This is a genomic window from Streptomyces sp. NPDC059355 (assembly GCF_042752335.1).
Classification (GTDB): Bacteria; Actinomycetota; Actinomycetes; order Streptomycetales; family Streptomycetaceae; genus Streptomyces.
In genome coordinates this window covers 1-21,029 of sequence record NZ_JBHYXN010000058.1, presented here as the reverse complement: position 1 = coordinate 21,029, position 21,029 = coordinate 1, and the positions used below count along the sequence as shown (strand labels likewise).

Below are 21,029 nucleotides of genomic sequence, written 5' to 3'. Positions count from 1 at the left end.
CGGTCCCGCCACCCTCCTGGGTGCCGGGACCGGCGTCGTGTCGGTCAGCCGCCCTCGAATGCGAAGACCTCGGCCAACGCGGCTTCCTGCTCCTCCACGTCTCCGGCACTCCTTGCGATCACCGCGTACCGCCAGGAACGGCCGTCGGACGGCGCGTCCGCGTAGAGGACCACGCCCTCGGCGCGCTCCGGATCGAACGCAAGGCGGGAAGCGTGCAGCCGGGCGAGGGCTCCTTCGAAGTGCATGGGATCGCGTGTCCAGCCCTTCGACACCGACCATGCCGGTTGCGTGTTGGCTGATCCCGCTGTCAGCCGGGTGACCATGGTGTGCGGTGTGGTGGTGGCCGTGCGACGGACGTTGCTCTCACTCGCGTGCGCCACGCCATCTACGTCCACCAGCGCATCGAGTCCGAAGGGGCCGGCGTAGCCGTGATCGGCCAGATGGCGGCCCAGGGCTGTCCCCCACTGCTCCAGCTCGTCGGCCACATGCGCATAGGACGGCGGCAACGGGGAGGTGTACCCCGTGAAGGAGCCATGAGCCGTACGCATCGCTCCGCTGAACAGCGCGTGCGTCCCGGAGGTTGTGACCTCCATCTGAATGCTCACCGATTCGGCCACGTCGAGGCACTCCTCCACCACCCACATGCCGTCGGGCCCACCGACCGTGTCCAGCGGGAGTGCCGCCCCACCCCTTATGTCGTCGCGGGACACGAAGCTCATACCGTGCCCTCCCGCCGAGCGATCGGGCTTCACCACGACGCGCTCGTACTCCCGCAGGAGGGCACGGGCCACACCCTCGGCCTGCGGACGCGGGCACACCCGTCCCGGCGGCAGCCGCATGCCCAGCTGTTCAGCCGCCTCGCGGAACCCGGTCTTCGTGTTCAACAGCATGGTCATCTTCAGCGCGGCCTCGGCAGCCTCAATGGTGGGGTACGGGTGGACCGTGAGGCCGACGTCCCGGGCGAACGCGATCGCCGAAGCATCCAGCGCAGTCGGCAGCAGCGCGGCACCCCGGTCCCCGGCGAGAGCCCGGACGTGCTCGACGAGGCCGGCCTCGCGCACGGCACGAGCCAGCGGGACGGCTCCGGCGGGCGGTACCGCGACAACCGTCACCGATTCCGGGGGCACCCGCGTCAGGCCGTACACGTACCGGAGGAACTCCCCGCTCAGCGGCACGGGGGTGACCAGCACGTCCCCCGGTCGCAGCAGCCACGCCTTCCGCGGCGCCTGCTGGGCCCACTGCGTCAGGATCTGTCCCTCATTGAGATCCACCGCCAAGTCCGAGAGGAAGTTCGCGAACACAACAATCGGCTTCGACTCGGTCACCACTCTGCTCCTCTTCTCGCCGCGCGACCCTCTGCCGGTCAGCCAAGTAGGGCCCCGCTCAGCTCTTGCCGTGTGCCTGGGCCCAGACACGGAGAGCCGCGTCGCCCCGCCACGTACGGGTCGGAGGCGCTGGTACCTCATGCCCGTCCTACCCGGATCGTGCGACAAGACGGGCCTTCCCGGCGACCCTCATGAGACAACTGCACCTGGGACGTGGCGGCACATCAAGGGAACGGCTCCCACTCCTCGGGTCCGGCTCCCCGCCATTCCACGAAGTCGGGGTCGGTGAGGTCGACGTCCTCGGCGTTTTCCATTCCGGCAGCGGCGAGGAAGGTTCGGACATCGGCTGGGCGGTGCGCCACTCCGATGGCGACGCCGTCGTAGCGGACACGGCGCCAGCCCTGCTGGTCGGGCGGGTAGATGATCAGCTTGGCGGACATGGCCCCAGCCTCTGCCTCACCAACCACATCGGCACCCCTCCACGTACGAATGGGTGACTGCGACCGGGTTCCTGTCGCCCCGGAGCAGCGCCGTTCGTAGTAGTCCACGCCGAATTCCAGTGTCCGGCCTGGCCGTCGTACATCAACAGCCGTGACCGTGTCACAGGGATTGGCGTGCGGGTACCTCATCCGAAACAGCGTGCTGGAATGAGCCCCGGTGCCAGTTTGCTATGCGGGCACTACCACAGACCGCCTCACCTCGTGCCGGCAGTCATCGGAGTGTGGATGCTCAGGCGGAATCCACAGGTACCGCTCAGAGGGTTCTTCCTCTGAGCCTGCCATAGGGCCCAGAGGAGACCTTCTAAGCGCCGGGCAACCAGCCTCGCATCGGCTCGCCCCCACCCGGTCCCGTAACCTCCCGAACATATAGGAAATCTTGGGGACTTGATGAGGCGCAGGCTGGGGCACAGACGGCGAGTCTGGGGAATCGTGCTGGCGGTGTTCGGTGTCTCGATGCTGGTCGCCGCGCTGGTGGTCATCGGCCGGTTGATGCCTCCGGGCGGGTACGACGGGCTGCGCATGGGCGACGAGTCCATGGCCCCGTCCTCCCCTCGCGGTGCGGCGCTCTGGTACGAGCTGTGCGGTGCGGAGCGGGTGCACCGCGGTGATGTCGTAGTGCTGTCCACCGGCAGGCCGGCCAGTGACGTGGGTGTGGGAGGGCGGGTTGTGGCAGTCGGCGGGGACCGGCTCTCATATCAGGTCGGCGACCGCACGCTGATGCTGAACGGAAATCCGCTGACCGAACCGTACCTGCCGCCCGCAAGCCAACCCTCGGTCGTCGCCTTCGACGTCCAGGTTCCCGAAGGCCGGGTGGTGGCCCTCGGCGACAACCGGGCCGTCTCATATGAACATGACTTCCCCAACGGACGCCCCGGCACGTTCAACACCGCGGACATCCGGGGCAGGGCCGTCCCCAAACCGGACTGGCTCCTGGTGGCAGCCAGTGCGATCGCACTGGGCGTGCTGCTCATCCTCGTCGGCGGCGGCCTGGGCCTGTCGGCACTGATCACCAGACGCCGCACACGCCCCACACCGGATCAGCCCGCGCACCAGTGACGGCCATCGACCGGGTCGACCAATGCGTCGCGCTCTTCGGCGTTTCGTCGAGCGCTTGACGATCACTCGCTCAACATCCGCATCAGTGATCTTCCGCGGAACACCCGGCCGCGGCTCGTCGCCCGGCCAGTCCAGACCGTGCTCGAGGAAGCGCCGCCGCCGGGCGCGGACCGTGTCCGGCGCGATCCGCAACCGCCGCGACACCTCCATGACCGAGTGCCCCTCCGCGCAATCCAGCACGATCCGCGACCGCGTTCGCGCCCCGCCGGTCACCTTCCTACGCCGAGTGGGGCGTGTTGGCGCCCGGTAACGTCTCCGGCAACGGCTGCTGGCGGACAGTGGACGGTGCACCACTCATACGTGCCTGGACAAAGAGAGGGTGTGAGAGCGTGGCGTTTCAGCATCCGGCGCGCAAGCGTCAGGATGGTCGGCGGGGACGGTTCGAGGAGTTCGCTGAGCTGGCGTCGAATTTCACCAGCTCGCCGCTGTTCGCGGTGCTGTGCCTGTTCCTGGTGGGCGGGTTCGTCGCGGTTCACGTGGTGGGGCTGTCGACGGAGTGGCAGGTGCTGGTCGGCGACTCGATGGCGGCGGTGACGTTGTTGCTGCTGGCGATGCTGAAGAACTCCGAGCGGCGGGCCGAGCACGCGATTCAGCGCAAGCTCGACGCGATCGCCCGGGCGATGCTGGAGCAGCAGGAGGGCAAGCGCGGGCAGGCGTACGAAGACCTGAAGGCGGCCGTCGGAATGGAGGAGCGCCTCTAGTCGGGGCCGCGGTTCAGCTCTGGGCGGCGATGGCGCGGTCGACCCGGGCCAGATAGTCGCCACTGCGGCCCATCCGGCATCTGCCGCACCCGCTTACGCCGCGTGATTCCCCCGGCTGGCCCACACACCCGGGCGGTGCCGGCGCGCCCGTGCGGTGACAGGGCTACAAAGGCCCGGAGGCAACCTCTTGCGACGCTCAAAGCAGCCATTCGGCGTTCCTCCACGTACCTTGCGGGCTTGCCAGGGAAGGCGCACCGAGGAAACCTCCAGTCAGGTCTCCTTGGTCCATACCTCAGGGCCGCCGCCCTCCCACTGGATCGGCCCGTCTTCGGACAAGTCCGCATCCTCCAGGCCGGCCCGGCGCAGGAACTCCGACACGTCCCCGCGCGAGAACGCCCGACCCAGGTCCGCGTCCACGCCGAGCGCGTGCGCGGTGACCTTGCGTCCCCCCTGCGGGGACACGGGGTGGATCACGATCGCCGTTTCGTCCGCCATACGCCCACAGTGCACCGAGCCGACCAATGCGGCATCCCAGGGGCACGACCAGAAACGTAAGAGCAGCTACAAGCAAGTGCCGCCATCCAGCAACTGATGCTGCCTCAAGTTCTGCCAGAGCGGCAGCGTTTAGGGAAAGGCGGTGGGGATACACGCGTGGATACCGGAAGGTGCCACCAGCGGGTGAGGCCTTCTGGTGCGGGCCTGAGCCGCACGGCGCCCTCCCCCCTGGTGTCGTACGGCCGGCCCGCCCCGCACGACGGGCTGCCGCCCGGATCCGTACGGAACCCGCACGCCCAGGGCTACCCCGGCCGCCTCCCCAGCCGAGAACCCCAAGCCGTTCGGGCAACCCCCGACGGCAGCAGCCCGGCACAGCGCCCACATAGACCCGCCGATCAAGACGGGCTCCGCCAGGCGTCCGCGTGCTCACTCGGCCAGGGCGACGAGCCGTCGATATCCGAGTTGGTCTGCCCGTCTGGCGGTCAGGTGAACGTGCACATCGGTTAGGAACTCCTTCAAAGCCGTATACCCGGCCGTGTAGGTGACCTCCAGCTCAGCGGCGCCCGGCGGGATCCAGAAGATCAGCAGCAGGACGTTCCTGCGCGTTCCGTCCGGGCTGGCGAAGGCCAGCTCATGAACGACCAGCCGCGGCTCGTGCGAAGGAAGTGCCTCCACCAGCTCGTCATGAGTCAGGTTTGCCTCGGCATCCGGCACCAGGACACCCGGGACATCCCCGTAGCGCAGGGCCACGGTGTTGATCTCCCGCCTCTCCCTCAGCCGGTGCAGGGCATCAAGAGAGCTTTCCGAAAGGCCGATCGGGCCGCTCACAGGGACTTCACCTCGGCTCTGGTCAATGCCTGGCAATCGGGGCCAGGCGGGGCGGTCGGTGCTGGGGTCAGGTGTGGAGGCGGCTGTTGGTCCCGTCGTGGCCGTCGGCATGTGCGTCGTCGAACCAATAGTCGCCGGCCGCAAGGTAGCGGAAGGAGTGCGCGCCGTGGGCGGGAAGCGTCACGGTGGCGGCGCGGGAGCCGTCACCACGAGGCTCCAGGGGGTGGGCGGCAGGGTTCCAGTGGTTAAAGTCCCCCACGACACTGACCGGCCCGTCCGGGGTGCCCTCCGCAAGGATGAATGTGATCTGGGTACGGCCCTTGAGCTGCTTGCGTTCGAGCACTTTACGACTCCAGTCACGAAAGGCGGGATTCCAGCCCGTGCATCCTCACCTGGCGCGCGGGGTGTGCTGCGGTGCAGGGCCGCATGCCCGATCGAGGTCACCCGGGTGGCCGCGAGCCCGCCACCTCTGGAACCCACGGCGCCTGGTGGTCGGGACCGGACGCCGGTACTCATGAGTGGAGCAGTGTGATCGGTTCCGGATCAACCTTCGACACCGGTGAAAGTGGGCGAAGCTCCGACAGGCTCTCCGCGAGTGGAGCGACGACACGCGACCGGCGCCCCCGGGCGGCTCCCCGATGGCGGCGCCGGCCCCCACGCCGACCACCGAGCATCGGCCGGGTCCGGGTGGATGTCGGCGGCCGCACTTCGACGTCGTTGTCTCATCTCAGCCGTACGCTGTCGCGGTTGACCGGACACCGATGAGTAGTAGTGGGCCCTCGTCCGGGTTCTATCCGGCCAGTCCCCGGAGCAGGCTCTCCAGTTCGCGCTCGCCTTCGCGGGTCTGGGCGCCGTGGGCCATTCCGCCGCGTATCAAGTGCTCGGCCGCGGGGCGAACAACCTGACTTGCCCAGGCGTCGTGCTCCCGCAGGAGACCCTCGGCCAGGTCCTCTGGGACGATGGCGCGCTTGGCTGCAGCGATCACACCCTCGGGCAGGGCTGCGATGTTGCAGGCGAGGCGATCAACGATGTCGTCGAGTTCGTCAGCAGGGACCGCCCGGTTCACCCAGCCGTAGCGCTCTGCGGTTTCGGCGTCGTACAGGTCGGCACCCAGTACCACCTCCAGCGCGCGATTGCGGCCGACCCGGCCGGCAAGATACTGCGTGCCTCCTCCACCGGGGACGATGCCCATGAGAGCTTCGATCTGCCCGATCCCGGCGCGACCGATCGCCGCGAACGCCATGTCCGCGGCCGTGACGAATTCCGCCCCTCCTCCGCGCGCAATCCCGGCAAGTTTGACGATGGTCACCTGGGGCTGGTGCCGAAGCATCTCCCCCAGAGCCTGGAAGACGTTGACGCCGTCTGGAAGGTCGGCCGCGAACTCGTCGAAGGCGTCTGGCATGTCGACGAGCAACATGTCGACGTGGGCTACGAAGAACTCCGGGTTGGCACTGTCGAACACGATCACGTGAATCGAATCTTCGTCCCTCAGCGCGGTCAGCAAATGCCGGAGGTCGGCCATCAGAGCGGCATTCAAGACGTTGACGGGCGGGTTGTCGAGGGTGACGCGGGCGATGCCGTCCTCGTAACTCACCCGCAGGGTCGCGTAAGCGTGGTAGTTCATGAAGGTCTCCGATGGGTACCTGATATGCATCTAGGTTCCTGATGCATACTTAGATTGCGTTGGCGGGCGACCGGGGTCAATAACGCACTTTCGGCATCTCAAGGATCGCGAAGGATACCTACATGGACGCTTCTGAAACCGGCGCCGCCGCCAGCAGTGGCACCGTCTACCGATCCGACTGCCCCAGCCGCCCGATCCTCGACCAGATCGCCGACAAGTGGTCGATGATGGTGATGGAAGTCCTCGACAAGCCCACCCGGTTCAACGAAATCAAGCGCTGCCTCAAAGGCGTGACCCAGCGGGTCCTGACCCAGACCCTGCGCCGCCTGGAGCGCAACGGAATGATCGTGCGCCGCGTCCTGCCCACCTCGCCGGTCGGGGTCGAATACTCCCTCACCCCACTCGGCGAATCCCTGCGGGAGCCGTTCGGCCGGTTGTACGATTGGACGGTCAACAATGCGGACGCGATCCGGGCGCATCAAATGGAATACGACCACCGCGTTCAGAGCTGAGAAGGCGTGCCGAAGAGGCAGAGCCTGACCGTGAAGCCGCAGGCGGGCCCTGACGCAAATCCGCCTATCCGCCTGGCCCGTAGGCGACTCCGTTCTCTCCTGACGATGGGCCTCGGTCCCCTGCTGCCGACCGTTACGGGCACGGCCTGCCGCTGGATGGACCGAGACCGGGCCACCCGGGACCTCGACCGGATCAGCGCGCCGGGCGCAGCAGTCGAGCTCACCTCCGGCGGCCCCCGGCGACCTCGAACCGCCCCCTGACTCCACGTCGTCGACGAGGTCCGCATCCGCCATCTTGGCCCCGAACGCAGCCCCAGGTCCGGCATCTACACCATCCAGGCCGCAATCCGCGCCTCACATTGCGCCCGCAGGGCTGGCCGCCCTAACAACACCTGACGAAATGATCTTCGGGCTGCTTGGATGGCTCTGAGGACGTTGATCTGGGGGTGTGGGGTGGCTCGGCGGAAGCCGTGGGAATGCCGGCGGCGATCGCGATCACCTTGTTCAGGCCTTCGACCCGGACCGGGACGCTGCTGTCGTTGGTGGTGCCGTTGCCGAGCTGACCGTGCCTGTTGCTCCCCCCAGGCCACCACGGTCTGATCGGAAAGCAGGGCCAGGCTGTGGGCTCGGATAGAGAGGCAGGGTGGGGCGGAGGGGGTGAGCCCTCCGCACCGGTGGGTGTCAGCCCCTCGGACAGTGCCCGGAGCCTCCGCTGAATGATCTTGAAGTCCTGGAGAGGCAGTCCTTTGTCTAAACGGAGGTCCTGCTCACCGGCCCGCGATCGCTTCCGCCCATGTGGCTCCGTTCTCGTGCAGCTGGCCCGTGGGGATGCGGACCGCGAAGAGCACGGTGTCGTCTTGGGCCTCACGAGGAGCGACCGCATCCAGGAGGGATCGCAGCAACGCGGGCAGCCGGATCCCCGGTTGTGCTGTGGCGAGGAGGTGGGCGAGTTGGTCGATGTTCGCCTCGATGTCCGCGCCGCGTTCCTCGACGAGCCCGTCGGTGTACAGCAACAGAGTGCTGCCCGGGCCCAGGGAACGGCCGGCGCAGGTACGGGGCATCTGCGGCAGGCCAGGGTGCAGGAGTATGTCGTGCTGCGGCAGGCTCTCCACGACGCCGTCCGCGGTGACCAGCAGCGGCGCGGGGTGGCCGGCGTTGCTCCACTTCAGATGCCAGTAGCCGTCGGCCGCCGGACGGAGGTGGGCGTGGACCGCAGTCCCGCTGGCCGGGACGTCCAGCCGGCGGCAGGCGCGTTCGAGCGCAGTGAGGGCTTGGTCGGGGCCTTTGCCGGGGTGGTCGTGATCGGCCTGGCGGAGCATGCTGCGGACCTGCCCCATGAGGGCGGCGGCCCGCATGTCGTGCCCAGTGATGTCGCCGACGGTCAGAGCCAGCCCTCCCCTCACGTCGTCGTTCGCGACCTTTGGCAGCGGGTAGGCGTCATACCAGTCACCGCCGACCATGTCGTCGCGCATGGCCGGCCGGTACAGGGCGGCCAGCTCCAGGCCGGGGGCGTCAGGGAGCTCGGTGAGCATGGCCCGCTGGAGCTGGCGGGCGGCCGTGACCCGTTCATCGAGGTGCAGGGCGCGCTCCACCGCCTGCGCCGTGTAGCCAGCGAGCGTGGTCAGCACCGCACGCTCCTCCACACCGATCGCGTACGGGGTGTCCCACCCCAGCACCAGGGTCCCCAGGATGCGGCGCGTTCCGCGCAAGGGCAGGCAGACGGCGGTCGCAAGGTCCTGGGTGCCGAAGGCCGGGCTTGCCAGGGGAACGCTCGCAGCCCCGTCGGCCTGCGGCACTGCGTCGACCACGATCAACCGGTTCTCGCGCACCGCCTGCGCGGCCGGCCACGGCGAACCAAGATCGAAGGACTCTGGAACAGCGGGCCAGTCACCGTCGATGGGACTGCGGACGTGGTGGAGCCCGCTCTGTCGCAGGAGAACCAGGTCGATGCAGACGGGCTTGAGGTCTCCGCTGACCAGGTCCCCGACACGCTGGCGCACGTCGTCCAGGCCACTGGTGTCGGCGAGGTCCTCCGAGGCCCGCAAGAGCAGCTCGGAACGGTTCAGCAGCAGCTGCGCACGGTGCGCTTCCCCCTCGGCCGCCTGCACCGCGCCCTCGGTGGCTTCGCGGGCCTGGCGCCCGTTCTCGGAGCGCTTGCGCATCCGCATCTGCGCGCTGCAGGCCGCCGCCAGATCCGACAGGTCCTGTACTTCGTCCGCACTCCGCACCCGGGGTGAGGGGTCCATAACGGCCAGGACGCCCAAGACCTCGCCGGAACCTCCGAGGAGAGGCACACCCGCGAACGCGAAAGCCGCCCCACCCTGCTCCGCGTGTGCGAGGAACTGGGGGCGTCCGCTCTCCGCGACCCGCTGGCAGCACTCCAGCTCGTCCCGGGAGGGTTCCGTTTCTGGCGGCCAGCACTCGGGGAGCGCGCCTGCGGCCTCGCCGGCGGGCTCCAGCCAGATGAGCCCGAGCGGGACCGCGAGAACACGGGTGGCGAGTCGGGCGAACCGATTCAATCTTTGCCCTCCAGTAATTCGGCGGAGCAGGGCAAAAAGAGCTTGTCGCGATCCGGACCTGGCCTTATGCCTTGGGATCCCCCATTTTAGAACGAGCGCAACGTGAGGCGCGCATACCCCAGTAGGGCTTGTTGATGTGTGACATCCATCGTGTCGCACTGACAAGCACCCTCGACCAGAACACCCCAGACCCCCGACAGAACTCGCCCGGTTACCGCGTCAGACGAAGCGCCAAGGGGTTTCGAGCGGCTGGATCAGCAGCACCAAGATCATCTGACGGCGGCTTGGGGGCTCACCTTGACTGGACCCCTAAGACCGATTGACCTGCGGTTTCCTGGATCTCAAACAGTCACGCAGCTACGCGCGGCCTCCGCCGGACAGGTTCGGGCGAGGGCCGCGCATCCAGGACGTCGAGGGACCCCGACGCTGCGGCCAACGAACAGATCAGAGCTCCGTCCACAACTTCTTGCTCTTACGCCGCCCCCGCCCGCAGCGCCAACGGGCACGGCCTGCCCGGCCTGCCCGGCCTGCCCGGCCTGCGCCAGCATCGGCTCCACCGCCGCTCTGAGCGTCACAAGGGCCTCCTCACGGCGGCCCCTCTTCCAGAGGCGACCAGACCCGCGGAAACGGCGCTGGAGGCGGTTGGCGCGTCAGCGCGCCAGCCCCTGTCCCGCTGCCGCAACCACGGTGCCGAGCTGTCCCGGCCACAGGTCAAGGGCTTCGGCCGGCGTGGGCGGGCCCTCCCGCGGAGGATGCGTTCCGCGCTTACCGGGTGAGGGTGAAGAGGTCGCGTGCGCCGGTGATGTCCAGGAGGCGCAGGGCCTGTTCGGGCAGCCCGCGCAGTTCCAGCAGGCCTTGCTCGGTTTCGGCGCGGTTGCGGAGGATGAGGAGGGTGTTGAGGCCGGCGGAGTCGATGAAGGTGACGGCCGACAGGTCCAGGACGAGGGTGCGGCCGCCCAGTGCGAGGGGGTCGGTGGCTGCGGTGATGCGTGGGACGGTGTCCATGTCGAGCGCCCCGGTGATGGTCAGGACGGTCCGCTGTCCGGTGTGTGTGGCGGTGTCGATGGTCAAGGTGGGGTGCATGGTTGTCGGATCCGCCTTCGGGGGTCGGAGCCCATTGCGGTCGGCTCCCGGATTCGGGCGGAGAAGGCCGTCAAGCGCACGGCCGCCAAGGGGCCGCGCAAAGCCGAGCGAGACCACCCGTACCTTCCACCGGCCACCCGAGTGGCCTCCCAGCGGCGCGGGGTCTCCCACCAGACCAGGCTGGTTGTCCCCCGAGCGTGCCACGCACCCGCCGCGAAGGCCAGATCACACCCGGCCATAGTGCCCCTGCCAGGGGCGGGGCCCCGCCGGGGGTCGGTTCTCGGTCCTACCAGGGGGCGTGGGCGCAGATGGTTTTGCCGCCATGGGGGTTGGGTTGGGTGTGGGTGTGGGTGGTGAGGCGGTTGATGAGGTGCCATCCGTAGCCGCCGGTCCCATCCGTCCGGGGCGGGCGGGGCTCTGCCGGTTCGGGGCTGGTGTCGGTGACGCGGATTTCGATGTGGTCGTCGTGGAGTTCGAGGTGGAGGACGGCAGGGCCGTCGGTATGGCGGATCGCGTTGGTGAGGAGTTCCGTGACGACCATGAGGACCGCGTCGGTGTACTCGGGCCGGGCCGGCGCCCGGACCTGCGCGGCATGGTTGAGGAAGTCGTGGGCGACACTCCGGGCCGTCGTCGTGGGCCGGCCGGTGCGTGGCACGGGCCGGTCGAGGACGAACACGGGCGGAAACACGGAGTCACCTTCCTGGTGGCGTGTGCACTGCGCCTGCCCCCGCTGCGGGCCCCCACCCCATTTTCGGCCCGCCCATGCCTATCGCCGTGACCAGGTGTTCGTTCAGGAGGCCTCGTCGTGGGGGCCGTGCCAGTCGAGGCACAGCACGGTGGCATCGTCCTTCGGAGGACGGCCGTCGTAGGCATCGGTGACCGCGCCGACCAGCGCACGCACCACCTCCCGAGGATGCTCCTCCGCGGTCTTGCGCAGCAGGGCGGGCAGGTCGACCGTTTCGGCGTCGCGTTCCTGCATGCCGTCGGTGTGGAGCAGGAGGCGGTCGCCGGGTCGCAGGTCGAGGCCCTGGACGCGGTAGGCGCCCTGGGCGGGGATACCAAAGGGCAGGTCCACGGCCAGACGGAGTTCTTCGACGGCGCCGTCGCGCAGGCGCAGGGGCCAGGGGTGGCCGGCGTTGACGAGCTGGGCGCCGGTGCCGTCCAGGGCGATGCGCAGCAGCTGGCCGGTGGCGAGGCTGTGGCGGCCGTGGTCGAGAAGGGCCTGGTGGAGCTGGCGGGCCTGTTCGGCGAGGTCTTCGCCGGCGCGGCGGGCGCCGCGGGAGGCGGCACGAGCGGCTGATCGCAAAGGGCGGCTGCCGCCTGGATCTGGACCACTACCTCGAGGCCCTGATCCGCAAGCCCGGTGCCTTCCCCGGCGCCACCGCGCTCGAACAGGCCCGCTCCGCAGGCAAGTTCACCCCGGTCCATGACGCCTGGTGGGCCGCGGCGGTCAAGGCCCACGGAGACACCGCCGGCACCAGGGCCCTGATCGAGGTGCTGTTGCTGGCCCGCCACGTCTCGCATGAGCACCTGGTCGCCGGTCTGGCGACCGCGCTGCGGGCTGGGGCCCTGACCGCGGACGCGGTCGCGCTCGAGGCACGCAAGGTCGCCCAGGCCGAGGACGAGTCGGCCGGGCACGCTTCGCGGGCCGGCGCCGCGGGTGAGGCGACGGTGACGTTTCTGCACGAGTGGCGGCTCGCACATCTTCCCCCGGACACCAGGCCGCTGCCCTCGGTGACCCACTACGACCAACTGCTCCGACGCCGTCGCGCCAGCGGCGGTGAACACCGCGAGGGAGAAGCACAGTGACCCTGCCCCGCCAGCGAGGATTGACCGAGCAGGCCGCCAACACGGCCATCGACACCGCCTGCCGCCTGTTGCGGCTTCCGTCGATCAGGAACGAGTTCGCCGACATCGCTGACCGGGCGATGAAGGACCAGATGACCTACCGCGGCTTCCTCGCCGAACTCCTGATGGCCGAGTGCGACGACCGGGCCCGACGCCGGTCAGAACGACGGATCAAGGCAGCGGGGTTCCCGCGGGACAAGTCCTTGCGGACCTTCGACTTCGACGCGAACCCCAACATCGACGCAGCCGCCATCCACACCCTCGCCAGCTGCGAATGGATCAAGAAGAGCCAGCCGCTCTGCCTGATCGGCGACTCCGGGACCGGCAAGTCCCACATGCTGATCGCGCTCGGCACCGAGGCAGCGATGGCCGGCTACCGGGCCAAGTACGTCCTGGCGACGAAGCTGGTCAACGAGCTCGTCGAGGCCGCCGACGAGAAGCAGCTGACCAAGACGATCGCCCGCTACGGCCGCGTCGACCTGCTCTGCATCGACGAGCTCGGCTACATGGAACTCGACCGTCGCGGCGCCGAACTCCTCTTCCAGGTCCTGACCGAACGCGAGGAGAAGAACAGCGTCGCCATCGCCTCCAACGAGTCCTTCGGCGGTTGGACCAAGACGTTCACCGACCCCCGCCTCTGCGCGGCCATCGTCGACCGCCTCACCTTCAACGGCACCATCATCGAGACCGGAACAGACTCCTACCGCCTCGCCAGCACTCGAGCCCGCGCCGAAGCCGCGGCCAGCTAGCTCCCGCCAGGGCCGTCGGCCACCTCTCCATCCTCACGGGGAGTTGGCCAGCGGCCCATCAGCGCGAAGAGCGGTCCGCTACTCGCCGGGGGACGCAGGCTCTGGGTCAGGCACTGGCTGGCCGACGTCGGATGGCCAATTAGGGCGGAAGCGTTCGACCAAGGCTGTGAAGTCGTCCCGCAGATACCGAGAATCGCACGGCACCAGCCGGATCTGTTGGCGACTGTCAGCCCAAAAGATCTTGAAATCGGCAACCGTGCCTTCCGCTGGCCAGTCTTCGATCTCGCCTGACAGCCACAGGGCGTCGACAAACCCTCCGACGCTCAGGCCGATGTCCACGAAGATCCCGATCGTACCGGGCCGGGGAACCAGCACCACGGTGCCTTCGAATGCCTGCCCGAAGCGCAGGCCCCTTCGAATCCGAGTCCACTCGGCATCTGTCACCACCAACAGATCATCGCACCTTCCTCCGGGACGCCAGCATCCGGGACTCACCGTGAACCGAACCAGCTTCCCCTCACGATGTTCGCCTCAGCGACACTGCACTGCCGCTACTTCTCGTGAACATCCACGAGCCAGATGCTGACCAATCGCTGCTGAAACCCATCGACAAACGCTGCTGCTGAACGTGAACAAAGCCAGCCCGGGATGTACGTTGGCTCGACCAGCCAGCGCGGCCTGCACCAGATGGTGTTCGATGTCGTCGGCCGGGCGGTAAATGAAGTCCTGGCCGGCCGTGCCAGCGCCGTCGACGTCACCCTCACGCCCGACGGTGGCGTACGTGTCGCCGACGACGGGCCGGGTGTCCTCGTTGAGGCCGCAGGGGACACAGGCGGTCCCGGCCTCGAAGCCCTACTGACCCAAATGCACCCCGGGGCGGAGCCAGGCGGCCGCCACGCTGTGGCCATGAGTCTCTTCGGCGTCGGGCCCTGCGTCACCAACGCCCTGTCGAGCCGCCTGACAGCCGAGGTACGACGCGAAGGGGTCCACTGGGTCCAGGAGTATACGCGCGGCGTCGCGCTCACCCCGCCCATCAGCGCAGGACCGACGACCAGAGGCGGGACCACCATCGCCTTCTGGCCCGACACCGACATCTTCGAGACGGCGGAGTGCTCGTTCGCGGTGCTGGCAGAGCGCTTCAGGGAACTGGCCTTCCTCAACCGGTGCCTGAACATCTCGCTGACCGACGAACGCCCCCCGGGCGGGTCCCGATCGGTGCGGTGCCGGTTCCCGGGCGGGGCTCGGGACTTCGTCGCCTTCCTCGACGCGCAGGGAGGAGAGTCCGTTCACCCGGACGTCTTCGGCTTCGAGCGCGAAGACCCGCGGATCGCCGGGACGGTCGAGGTGGCCCTGCGGTGGCGTGGCTCCCACGAGGAGCGGCTCCGGAGCTACGCCAACAGCGAGCCCACACCCTACGGCGGCACGCACATGGCAGGGTTCCGCGACGGGGTGGCGGCCGCGGTCAACGCGCACGTGCGGGAGCGCCGGCTCTTGGCGGAGGCAGACCCCGATCTCAGCGTCGACCAGATCGGCGACGGTCTGACGGCGGTCGTGTCGGTGAAGCTGGACCGGCCCGAGTTCTCGGGCTCCACGCGCGGCGTGCTGGGCGGGGCCGCAATGCGCACCAGCGTCGCCGAGGCCGTACGGTAACACCTCGGAACATGGCTGGAGGGGCACCCAGAGCAGGCCGCGGCCATCGTCGGCCGGATCATCCAGGGCGCCCGCCAGGACTAGATGGTCGATTCCAAGGGATCGGCTGCGCGCAAACGGGGAGGGAGTCCAACGTCAGTGTGTGAAGACAGAGTTGGACTCCCTCGCCACCGCACTTTCGTCCGTCTGCGATTGGTGCTCAGCTGCCTCGTGGGTCGCAAGTTCCTCGGGTGTGCCCACGACGGCGGGACCACAGCCGAGCGGCAGGCGTTCCACGACCATCGCGATGGCCTGTTGGGGTGTATCCGCCGGCCCTACAGACTCAGTGCGGAGGGGCCCCGAGACCCAGTACCCGCCTCCGGCTGCCGGCTGGATGTAAGGGATGTCCCACGTGTGCCGATATTCGGTGCAGCGGCTGAAATGCAGTTCGCCCATCCCAGTCCAGGGAAACAGCTGCCGCAAGCGGGGCTCTGCGTATGCGGCGGCCAGAAGCGCGGTCCGTACGCGCCCATCAGTCCGGACGGCCTGCCAGCCTGCCTCGACGATCGCCGTCGATGAAGTGGTGTCCACGAGGTCATCATGCACGGCGTCGTTCCGTCTGGGTCGCCCCCGTCGACGGTCGAACGCTCCCTAGAACTTGATCACCCGAGCAGGAAAATCCTGAACGTGGAGGCGGCTTTCGTCTGATCATGTGTTCCGACCAAGGATGCGCGTGACCGAGGCGAGGGCCGTAAGGGTGAGTCTGCTGCCTGATGCTGTCCGGAAGGAAGCCTTCGGGGAAGCGTCACGCTTCCGGGGTGAGTTCTACGAGTGTCTGACCGCTCGGCGCGACGAGTTGTTCGAGCTGGTGGACGCGATGCTGTGTGCGGAAGGTGCGGTGAAGTCTCCAGTGGACTTGACGCTGCTCCCTGAGCATCGGCGTGGGCACGGAGCGATGTACGGCGGCTTGAACCACGGCCGACTCGACGTCGAACGGCTGCGGGCGGCGCTGGCCGGGCTGTCGCTGCCGCGGTTCGAAGGCGGGCGTCCGGTCCTGGCGGTCGATGTTTCTCCGTGGCTTCGCTCGGACGCGCCCTGCTCGGCCGAGCGGCTGTTCTGCCACGTCTACGGCCGTGCGAAGACGGCGTCGCAGTACATTCCTGGTGGCCCTACTCCTTCGTGACGCCGACCGCTGGACCTGGATCCTGATCGTCGCTCACACCAAGCTCCGGCTTGCCCGGCCGCTCGCCGCAGACCTCCGCCTGCCCTGGGAGAAGCCCACCACCTCCGACCGGCTCACCCCGGCCCGGGTCCGCAGGGGGTTCAGGAACATCCGTGCTCACCTCGCCCCGCGCGTGCCCCGGCGGGTTCCCCGTCGGATCCCGGACGCCCTCTTCGACGCACTGTTTGCCGCCTTGAGTTGCCGCCAACTTGAAGTGCCAGGTCAAAGGGCTGGTGTGATCGGTCCTCCAGGTACTCGTGCTGGTCGTGGGCGTGAGTCCACGGAGAAGATCATTCGTCAGCGGTTGACTTCGAGGTTCGTCAGGACGAGCAACGCGCGCAGAAGTTGGGTGGCGTGTGCGGGATCAGCCCGGAGTTTGGTGAGGATCCGCCAGTTCTTGAGGTGAGCGAAGCCGTGCTCGACCGGTGCGCGTTCGACGGCGAGAAGTCGGTTGGCTTCCTTCTGGCCCGGGGTGAGCTTGTGCGTGCGGGTGGCGGCGTAGCCGGTGACGATCACTGGGTCGTGGATGCTGTTGTCCAGGCCGCGGAAGCCGAGATCGGCCAACGCCCCGAGGCCGGCGGTGCGTAGGTGGGTCAGGATGTGGTCGTGGCGGGCGGCGGTGTTGTCGTGGGTGCGGCCGGGCCGGGCGGCGGATATCCAGATCAGGCGACCCTTCTCGTCGGTCAGGGCGAGGAAGTGCAGGCCATGGCTGCGGTGCTTGCCGGAATAGTTCCGCCGGTCGGCCCTCCCGGTGCGACGCTGGGTGCGGATGAGGGTGCCGTCGATCAGGACCACCTCCCCGCCCTGCTTGGCGACCTTCATCAGGGCGCGGTCCAGGCGCGGCGCCTGGGCGGCGAGCAGTCCGATCAGCTCGTCCCGCCAGCGGCGGACCGTAGACTCGGACACGTCGTTGCCGCCGGCCATGTCGGCCAGGCGCTGGTCGTGACGCAGCATGGCCAGGACGATCACCGCGATCTTCCCCGGCGGCAGGATCCGCCACCTGGACCGAATCGCCTTCAGATGGCGTCGCAGTAGATCAGCGAGGTGGTTGACCGTGCGCGTGGACAGCGGCAGACGGCACTGGTAGACAAATGAGCAGGTGTCCTCGGCGCGCTCTTTGGTGTTCGTCACACAATTCCAACGGCCGCCGGGGGCACCCCGGTTACGACCGTTCCGAGCCGCTCCGAGTGGCGGCGTTCCCGGTCACAGGCGGGTGGTGAAGCGGCCGTCAGGTAGTTTCCGCAGCCAGCCGCGATCGACGAGTCTGATCAGCTTGCTGCGCAGCGGTTCCAGCTCGGCCTTCACGCTGATGTCCACCCCCACCACCTCGCCGACCTCGCGGGCCATGACCGGTCCGGCGGCCTGCCGCACGGCGCTGATGATGCGCTGGTAGTCCCAAGGAAGCGAGCCCTCCTCCACACCCGATTCGCGGTGCGGGATCAGCATCACCGCTCGTCCGGCCACCTGCCCGGGCGGGGGCGCGGCCGAGGCGCGTTCCTCAGCGAGCTGCCCAGCCATTCGTTCAAGGACACGTTCGGCGACGGCGAGTTCGTCCCGCTCGGCCCGCACTTCCGCAAGCCGTTTGGCCAGTTGATCTTCGAGTTCGTCCAGTTCCGCGCGCCGCGCAGTGATCCGTTCCAGCAGCTCGGGATCCAGCATGCACAGGATCGTAGAAGACCGCCCAGCCACAGGGGCAAGAACCGGCCTTCAGCTCCCTGCCTCTGCTGCCGACTGCTTGATCAAGAACTGCTTCGCTGCATCGACCGCTTCCTTGTTGAGTTCCTCGATGGGGACTCCCCAGCTCTCCTGGCAGTCGTCCCAGCTGAGGGCACAGGAGACGAGGGGTTCCAGTTCTTCCGGATACCCAAGGTCATAGGCGATGTCCGCCCAGATGATGTGGGTGCCGGTGGCAGGGGCCAGGGTTCCGTCAGCGATCTGGCCGGCGACCCAGTGGGCCATTGCCCACTTCGCGGCGCGTGGATCAGTAGGGGGCTGGAAGACCAGTCCCAACTCCTCCAGCACCTGATCGAAGAGTACTGGGGCTTCAGGCTCTTCGGCCCGGAGGAGGCCAGCCAGCATGGCGAGGGAGGGGCTCTCAACCCCAGCGATCAACGCGGCAAGCCCTGTCTGGATGAGCCGGTCGGACCCGACGTGACTGCAGAATGCCCGCTCGCGCGCGATGTGGCTGAGCTGCTTGAGGGCGTCGTCGGGGGTCATCAGCGTCTTCTCGGGCGGCGTCTTGGAACAGAAGGCTCGCACATTCGCCTACGCCGCTGCCTCGCGTTTCTCTTCGACTCAGCCGTGCTGACAGACGATCTTCTCCGCAGACTCACGCCCACGACCAGCACGTGTACCTGGAGGACCGATCACACCAGCCCTTTGACCTGGCACTTCAAGTTGGCAGCAACTCAGGGGAATCCATCCCGCGATGGAGGCGATCGCGATAAAGGACCCGCCGCCCGTCTCCGTCAGGACGGGGACGGCGGCCCGGGCGACGTGGACCGTGCCCAAATAGTTCACGCGCATGGCCCGTTCGAAGTCCGCGGTGCACTGTTCCAGGACTCGGCCGAGCGGAGCGATGCCCGCGCAGTGGACCACCTGGCCGAAAGGGCCGACCGCGGTGCGAGCACCCTGCACTGCCCTTCGGGCTGCCGCCTCATCGCCCACATCGCAGACAAACGGGGTGATGAGGGGAGAGATGGTGGCCAGCGTGCGCAGGCCGTCCTCGTCGATGTCGATCGCGGCCACGCGCGCGCCGCGCGCCGCCAACTGGGCGGCGGCGTAGCGGCCGACGCCGCTGGCGGCACCGGTGACCAGCGCGGCGTTCAGCGGTGCAGACGACGTTCACATGTGGGCCCCTTTCGAAGGTGGACGGTATGGGGCCGGGTCAGGGCTGGAGAAGGTCTTCGAAGTAGCCGGGGCCCGAGCTCGGGAGTGACTTTGTCGCGCTGACATAGCGCAGCGTTTCGGTTTCCCATGCGTGGTAGCCGGCCACCCATGCCGTCATCACGCCGATGTAGGCGTCGACGGCTGCGAGCTGAGAGGGTTCGAGACGGAGCTGGGCGCACATGGCCGGCACCTCGCGGGCGCGTTGCTGAAAGCGTGCGCAGCGCCGGCTGACCTCATGGCGGGCGGCGGTCAGGGCCTCCTCGCGTGAGCAGTTCCGTTCGTGCTCGATGACCAGGACGAGGTTGTCCATGTCGCCCCGGGCTTCCTCCTTTTCCAGCGAGTACACGTCGTTGCACATCAGCGTGAGGTCGACAGCGATCTCACGCATGATCCTCAGCTGCGGACTGTGGAAGGCCGCCGGCGAAACGGCAATCTGCGCCGCCCGCTCGCCCAGGGACAGCGGTAACGCTGTAGCGGCGATCCCCCGGCGGACCTGCAGGTACTGCTCCATGTCGGTGGGTGTCCCGCGGCATCTGTTGATGGCTTCGTGCGCGTGGGCCGCGAAGTAGTACTCCCCAGTCGTGGGCGGCGCGCGGCAGCCACGAGGGAGGGGCTTCGTGCGTGCTGCGCTGCCAGAGGTCGGCGAAGGCGGACAAGCACGGGCCCTCGCCGCCTTGTGGTCCGGTGCCGTGGACGATGTCGATGAGGCTCTGGCACACCTCGGCGACCTGGTGGGGGGCCTGCCCCAGGGGGCCGTCGAACTGGTCATCGAAGAGGAAGAAGAACGCCATCGCATCCGTGCACAAGTCCAGCTCCCGGCCGCTGGCGTAGGGGAAGCCGTAGGCGGCGAGCCGCGGCATGTCCCACGACCGGTACCAGTCCAACGACTCTCCGCTGGTGATCAGGCCGCAGGCCTGCACCCAGGCCAGGTTCCGCACGCGGGCGCCCTCGAGATCCGGGCTCACCGCCAACGGGAAAGGAAGACCGAACTCGACGTCCTGCGGCATACGACCCCCCACACAACCCAGCCAGCCGTTCGAATGGAGTATCGGCGCAGACAGCCCACCAGTGACCTGCGGAAACCGACACCGGCCGAAACCCGCCCGCACGACGGCCGACCGACACCCCTCCCACGCCGCAGCCCCACCCCCGAGGCCATAGCCAGTCATCACGGTTCCCCCGCAGACCACCAGAGCCCCACCGGACCGGTCGATCACCCACACCTCCCCCAGCACCGCCAACGGCCCGCTACCGGGCGCGGTCAGCCGGAGCAGCGACGTTGCGGACTCCCCGGCCGTCAGCCCGGCCAGCGCGTCGGCGTCGGTGGACCCGGCGCATCAGCCGGCCGCCGCCGCAGAGCCCGCTCCCAATTGGGGGACGTCCTCGGGCGTCACGTCCAGGCGCAGCCGCTTCAGCCGGAGCGGATGGCGGAAGACGCCACCCCGGTCCACGGACCGGTCAGCGCTGATCTCCGCCACCACCTCCGGGCGCACCAGGACGGCGTCGAGGACGTCGCGGGAGCCCCACGCTGCGGCGAAGCGCACACCGGTCCAGGGGTGCCCCGGCTCGGCGGCGGTCAGGTGCTCGGCAACCTGGCGTGCCGGCTCCGGGCGCAGCGCGACGGTACGGCCCACCGCCCGCAGACGGCCCGTGTCGTCGTGGCGGCCGAGGACGAGAAGCCCGGGGCGGGTCAGGGTTCCGGTGACGGCGCCGATGATCGCCTCTGTGGTGTCGCGGCGGCGGACCTTGGTCCAGCCCCGATAGTTCGGGAGGTATTTGCTGGTCAGAGGCTTGATGACCAGGCCTTCGACGGCTGATACGTCGGTCCAGGTCTCCAGCCATTCTTGTGCTGTCGCCAGGTCGGTGGTCATCGGGCACAACGTCCACGGGGCTGTAAGAGGTCCTAACAGAAGCTGTTGATCATGTGACTTTCGGTCCGGGTGGTCGTTGGTCTGGGCGTGGGGAAACGTCAGTCGCGGCCATGGATCG

At 68.5% G+C, this 21,029-nt stretch carries 24 protein-coding genes and 4 pseudogenes; 7 read left to right on the top strand and 21 right to left on the bottom strand.

Features of this window, described 5'->3' with window-relative positions; genetic code table 11:
- Nucleotides 1-44: 44 nt before the first annotated feature.
- Both ACFXGI_RS34905 and ACFXGI_RS34900 read right to left on the bottom strand, forming a co-directional pair.
- On the bottom strand, nucleotides 45-1,325 hold the full coding sequence (locus ACFXGI_RS34905; protein WP_384715800.1) for a peptide ligase PGM1-related protein: 1,281 nt from the start codon (nucleotides 1,323-1,325) through the stop codon (nucleotides 45-47).
- 224 nt (nucleotides 1,326-1,549) lie between these two features.
- The gene (locus tag ACFXGI_RS34900; protein WP_384715797.1) at nucleotides 1,550-1,765 is read right to left on the bottom strand and encodes a hypothetical protein; all 216 of its coding nucleotides are present in this window, start codon (nucleotides 1,763-1,765) and stop codon (nucleotides 1,550-1,552) included.
- Between the two features lie 489 nt (nucleotides 1,766-2,254).
- On the opposite strand from ACFXGI_RS34900, the gene lepB reads away from it, so the two are divergent.
- Complete coding sequence (gene lepB, locus ACFXGI_RS34895) at nucleotides 2,255-2,881, top strand: signal peptidase I (protein WP_384715794.1); 627 nt, start codon at nucleotides 2,255-2,257, stop codon at nucleotides 2,879-2,881.
- A 129-nt stretch (nucleotides 2,882-3,010) separates the two neighbouring features.
- Here lepB and ACFXGI_RS34890 read toward each other — a convergent pair.
- Nucleotides 3,011-3,091: pseudogene (locus ACFXGI_RS34890) on the bottom strand (hypothetical protein); the annotation flags it as partial.
- A gap of 179 nt (nucleotides 3,092-3,270) precedes the next feature.
- Between ACFXGI_RS34890 and ACFXGI_RS34885 the strand changes: the two are divergent.
- Nucleotides 3,271-3,642, top strand: a complete 372-nt coding sequence (locus tag ACFXGI_RS34885) for a low affinity iron permease family protein (RefSeq protein WP_384715791.1) — start codon at nucleotides 3,271-3,273, stop codon at nucleotides 3,640-3,642.
- Between the two features lie 270 nt (nucleotides 3,643-3,912).
- Here ACFXGI_RS34885 and ACFXGI_RS34880 read toward each other — a convergent pair whose 3' ends face one another.
- From ACFXGI_RS34880 to ACFXGI_RS34865, 4 genes are all read right to left on the bottom strand, one after another.
- A complete protein-coding gene (locus tag ACFXGI_RS34880; protein ID WP_384715788.1) occupies nucleotides 3,913-4,137 on the bottom strand; it encodes a hypothetical protein in 225 nt (74 codons plus the stop codon).
- Nucleotides 4,138-4,563: 426 nt separating this feature from the next.
- Entirely contained in the window at nucleotides 4,564-4,965 is a 402-nt protein-coding gene (locus ACFXGI_RS34875; protein WP_384715785.1) for a cofilin family protein, read from the bottom strand.
- A gap of 67 nt (nucleotides 4,966-5,032) precedes the next feature.
- Entirely contained in the window at nucleotides 5,033-5,308 is a 276-nt protein-coding gene (locus ACFXGI_RS34870; RefSeq protein WP_384715782.1) for an isoamylase early set domain-containing protein, read from the bottom strand.
- Between the two features lie 447 nt (nucleotides 5,309-5,755).
- On the bottom strand, nucleotides 5,756-6,589 hold the full coding sequence (locus ACFXGI_RS34865; protein ID WP_384715779.1) for an enoyl-CoA hydratase/isomerase family protein: 834 nt from the start codon (nucleotides 6,587-6,589) through the stop codon (nucleotides 5,756-5,758).
- Nucleotides 6,590-6,711: 122 nt separating this feature from the next.
- Here ACFXGI_RS34865 and ACFXGI_RS34860 point away from each other — a divergent pair, with 122 nt between their 5' ends.
- On the top strand, nucleotides 6,712-7,101 hold the full coding sequence (locus ACFXGI_RS34860) for a winged helix-turn-helix transcriptional regulator (RefSeq protein WP_384715776.1): 390 nt from the start codon (nucleotides 6,712-6,714) through the stop codon (nucleotides 7,099-7,101).
- Nucleotides 7,102-7,483: 382 nt separating this feature from the next.
- Here ACFXGI_RS34860 and ACFXGI_RS34855 read toward each other — a convergent pair whose 3' ends face one another.
- The 5 genes and pseudogenes from ACFXGI_RS34855 to ACFXGI_RS34835 form a co-directional block, all read right to left on the bottom strand.
- The gene (locus ACFXGI_RS34855; RefSeq protein WP_384715773.1) at nucleotides 7,484-7,984 is read right to left on the bottom strand and encodes a hypothetical protein; all 501 of its coding nucleotides are present in this window, start codon (nucleotides 7,982-7,984) and stop codon (nucleotides 7,484-7,486) included.
- The gene (locus ACFXGI_RS34850) at nucleotides 7,869-9,620 is read right to left on the bottom strand and encodes a SpoIIE family protein phosphatase (RefSeq protein WP_384715770.1); all 1,752 of its coding nucleotides are present in this window, start codon (nucleotides 9,618-9,620) and stop codon (nucleotides 7,869-7,871) included. The genes ACFXGI_RS34855 and ACFXGI_RS34850 overlap by 116 nt, the downstream gene beginning before the upstream one ends.
- A 765-nt stretch (nucleotides 9,621-10,385) precedes the next feature.
- Nucleotides 10,386-10,703, bottom strand: coding sequence for an STAS domain-containing protein (locus ACFXGI_RS34845; RefSeq protein WP_384715767.1), 318 nt, complete (start codon nucleotides 10,701-10,703; stop codon nucleotides 10,386-10,388).
- 286 nt (nucleotides 10,704-10,989) lie between these two features.
- Entirely contained in the window at nucleotides 10,990-11,391 is a 402-nt protein-coding gene (locus ACFXGI_RS34840) for an ATP-binding protein (protein WP_384715764.1), read from the bottom strand.
- Between the two features lie 102 nt (nucleotides 11,392-11,493).
- Nucleotides 11,494-11,988 (bottom strand): annotated as a pseudogene (locus tag ACFXGI_RS34835) (PP2C family protein-serine/threonine phosphatase); the annotation flags it as partial.
- Between the two features lie 209 nt (nucleotides 11,989-12,197).
- Between ACFXGI_RS34835 and ACFXGI_RS34830 the strand changes: the two are divergent.
- Nucleotides 12,198-12,512 (top strand): hypothetical protein, encoded by a 315-nt coding sequence (locus tag ACFXGI_RS34830; RefSeq protein ID WP_384715761.1) that lies wholly within the window; start codon nucleotides 12,198-12,200, stop codon nucleotides 12,510-12,512.
- Nucleotides 12,509-13,300, top strand: coding sequence for an IS21-like element helper ATPase IstB (istB, locus tag ACFXGI_RS34825; RefSeq protein WP_384715757.1), 792 nt, complete (start codon nucleotides 12,509-12,511; stop codon nucleotides 13,298-13,300). The genes ACFXGI_RS34830 and istB overlap by 4 nt, the downstream gene beginning before the upstream one ends.
- A 78-nt stretch (nucleotides 13,301-13,378) precedes the next feature.
- Here the strand turns inward: istB and ACFXGI_RS34820 are convergent, their stop codons facing one another.
- The gene (locus tag ACFXGI_RS34820; RefSeq protein WP_384715754.1) at nucleotides 13,379-13,747 is read right to left on the bottom strand and encodes a hypothetical protein; all 369 of its coding nucleotides are present in this window, start codon (nucleotides 13,745-13,747) and stop codon (nucleotides 13,379-13,381) included.
- Nucleotides 13,748-14,206: 459 nt separating this feature from the next.
- Here ACFXGI_RS34820 and ACFXGI_RS34815 point away from each other — a divergent pair, with 459 nt between their 5' ends.
- Complete coding sequence (locus tag ACFXGI_RS34815) at nucleotides 14,207-14,950, top strand: hypothetical protein (RefSeq protein ID WP_384715751.1); 744 nt, start codon at nucleotides 14,207-14,209, stop codon at nucleotides 14,948-14,950.
- A 135-nt stretch (nucleotides 14,951-15,085) separates the two neighbouring features.
- Here the strand turns inward: ACFXGI_RS34815 and ACFXGI_RS34810 are convergent, their stop codons facing one another.
- Entirely contained in the window at nucleotides 15,086-15,520 is a 435-nt protein-coding gene (locus ACFXGI_RS34810) for a DUF6193 family natural product biosynthesis protein (RefSeq protein ID WP_384715748.1), read from the bottom strand.
- A 136-nt stretch (nucleotides 15,521-15,656) separates the two neighbouring features.
- Between ACFXGI_RS34810 and ACFXGI_RS34805 the strand changes: the two are divergent.
- A pseudogene (locus ACFXGI_RS34805) lies at nucleotides 15,657-16,111 on the top strand (transposase); the annotation flags it as partial.
- A 337-nt stretch (nucleotides 16,112-16,448) separates the two neighbouring features.
- Here the strand turns inward: ACFXGI_RS34805 and ACFXGI_RS34800 are convergent.
- From ACFXGI_RS34800 to ACFXGI_RS34770, 7 genes and pseudogenes are all read right to left on the bottom strand, one after another.
- Entirely contained in the window at nucleotides 16,449-17,282 is an 834-nt protein-coding gene (locus ACFXGI_RS34800; protein WP_384715745.1) for a transposase family protein, read from the bottom strand.
- A 72-nt stretch (nucleotides 17,283-17,354) separates the two neighbouring features.
- Nucleotides 17,355-17,810: a hypothetical protein gene (locus ACFXGI_RS34795; protein ID WP_384715742.1), complete on the bottom strand. Its 456-nt coding sequence runs from the start codon at nucleotides 17,808-17,810 to the stop codon at nucleotides 17,355-17,357.
- Nucleotides 17,811-17,858: 48 nt separating this feature from the next.
- The gene (locus ACFXGI_RS34790) at nucleotides 17,859-18,368 is read right to left on the bottom strand and encodes a hypothetical protein (protein WP_384715739.1); all 510 of its coding nucleotides are present in this window, start codon (nucleotides 18,366-18,368) and stop codon (nucleotides 17,859-17,861) included.
- 78 nt (nucleotides 18,369-18,446) lie between these two features.
- Nucleotides 18,447-18,968: an SDR family NAD(P)-dependent oxidoreductase gene (locus ACFXGI_RS34785; protein ID WP_384715873.1), complete on the bottom strand. Its 522-nt coding sequence runs from the start codon at nucleotides 18,966-18,968 to the stop codon at nucleotides 18,447-18,449.
- A gap of 70 nt (nucleotides 18,969-19,038) precedes the next feature.
- A complete protein-coding gene (locus ACFXGI_RS34780; protein WP_384715736.1) occupies nucleotides 19,039-19,551 on the bottom strand; it encodes a terpene synthase family protein in 513 nt (170 codons plus the stop codon).
- Nucleotides 19,552-19,672: 121 nt separating this feature from the next.
- Nucleotides 19,673-19,831 (bottom strand): annotated as a pseudogene (locus ACFXGI_RS34775) (terpene cyclase); the annotation flags it as partial.
- A gap of 546 nt (nucleotides 19,832-20,377) precedes the next feature.
- Complete coding sequence (locus ACFXGI_RS34770; protein ID WP_384715733.1) at nucleotides 20,378-20,911, bottom strand: ATP-dependent DNA ligase; 534 nt, start codon at nucleotides 20,909-20,911, stop codon at nucleotides 20,378-20,380.
- Nucleotides 20,912-21,029: the final 118 nt, after the last annotated feature.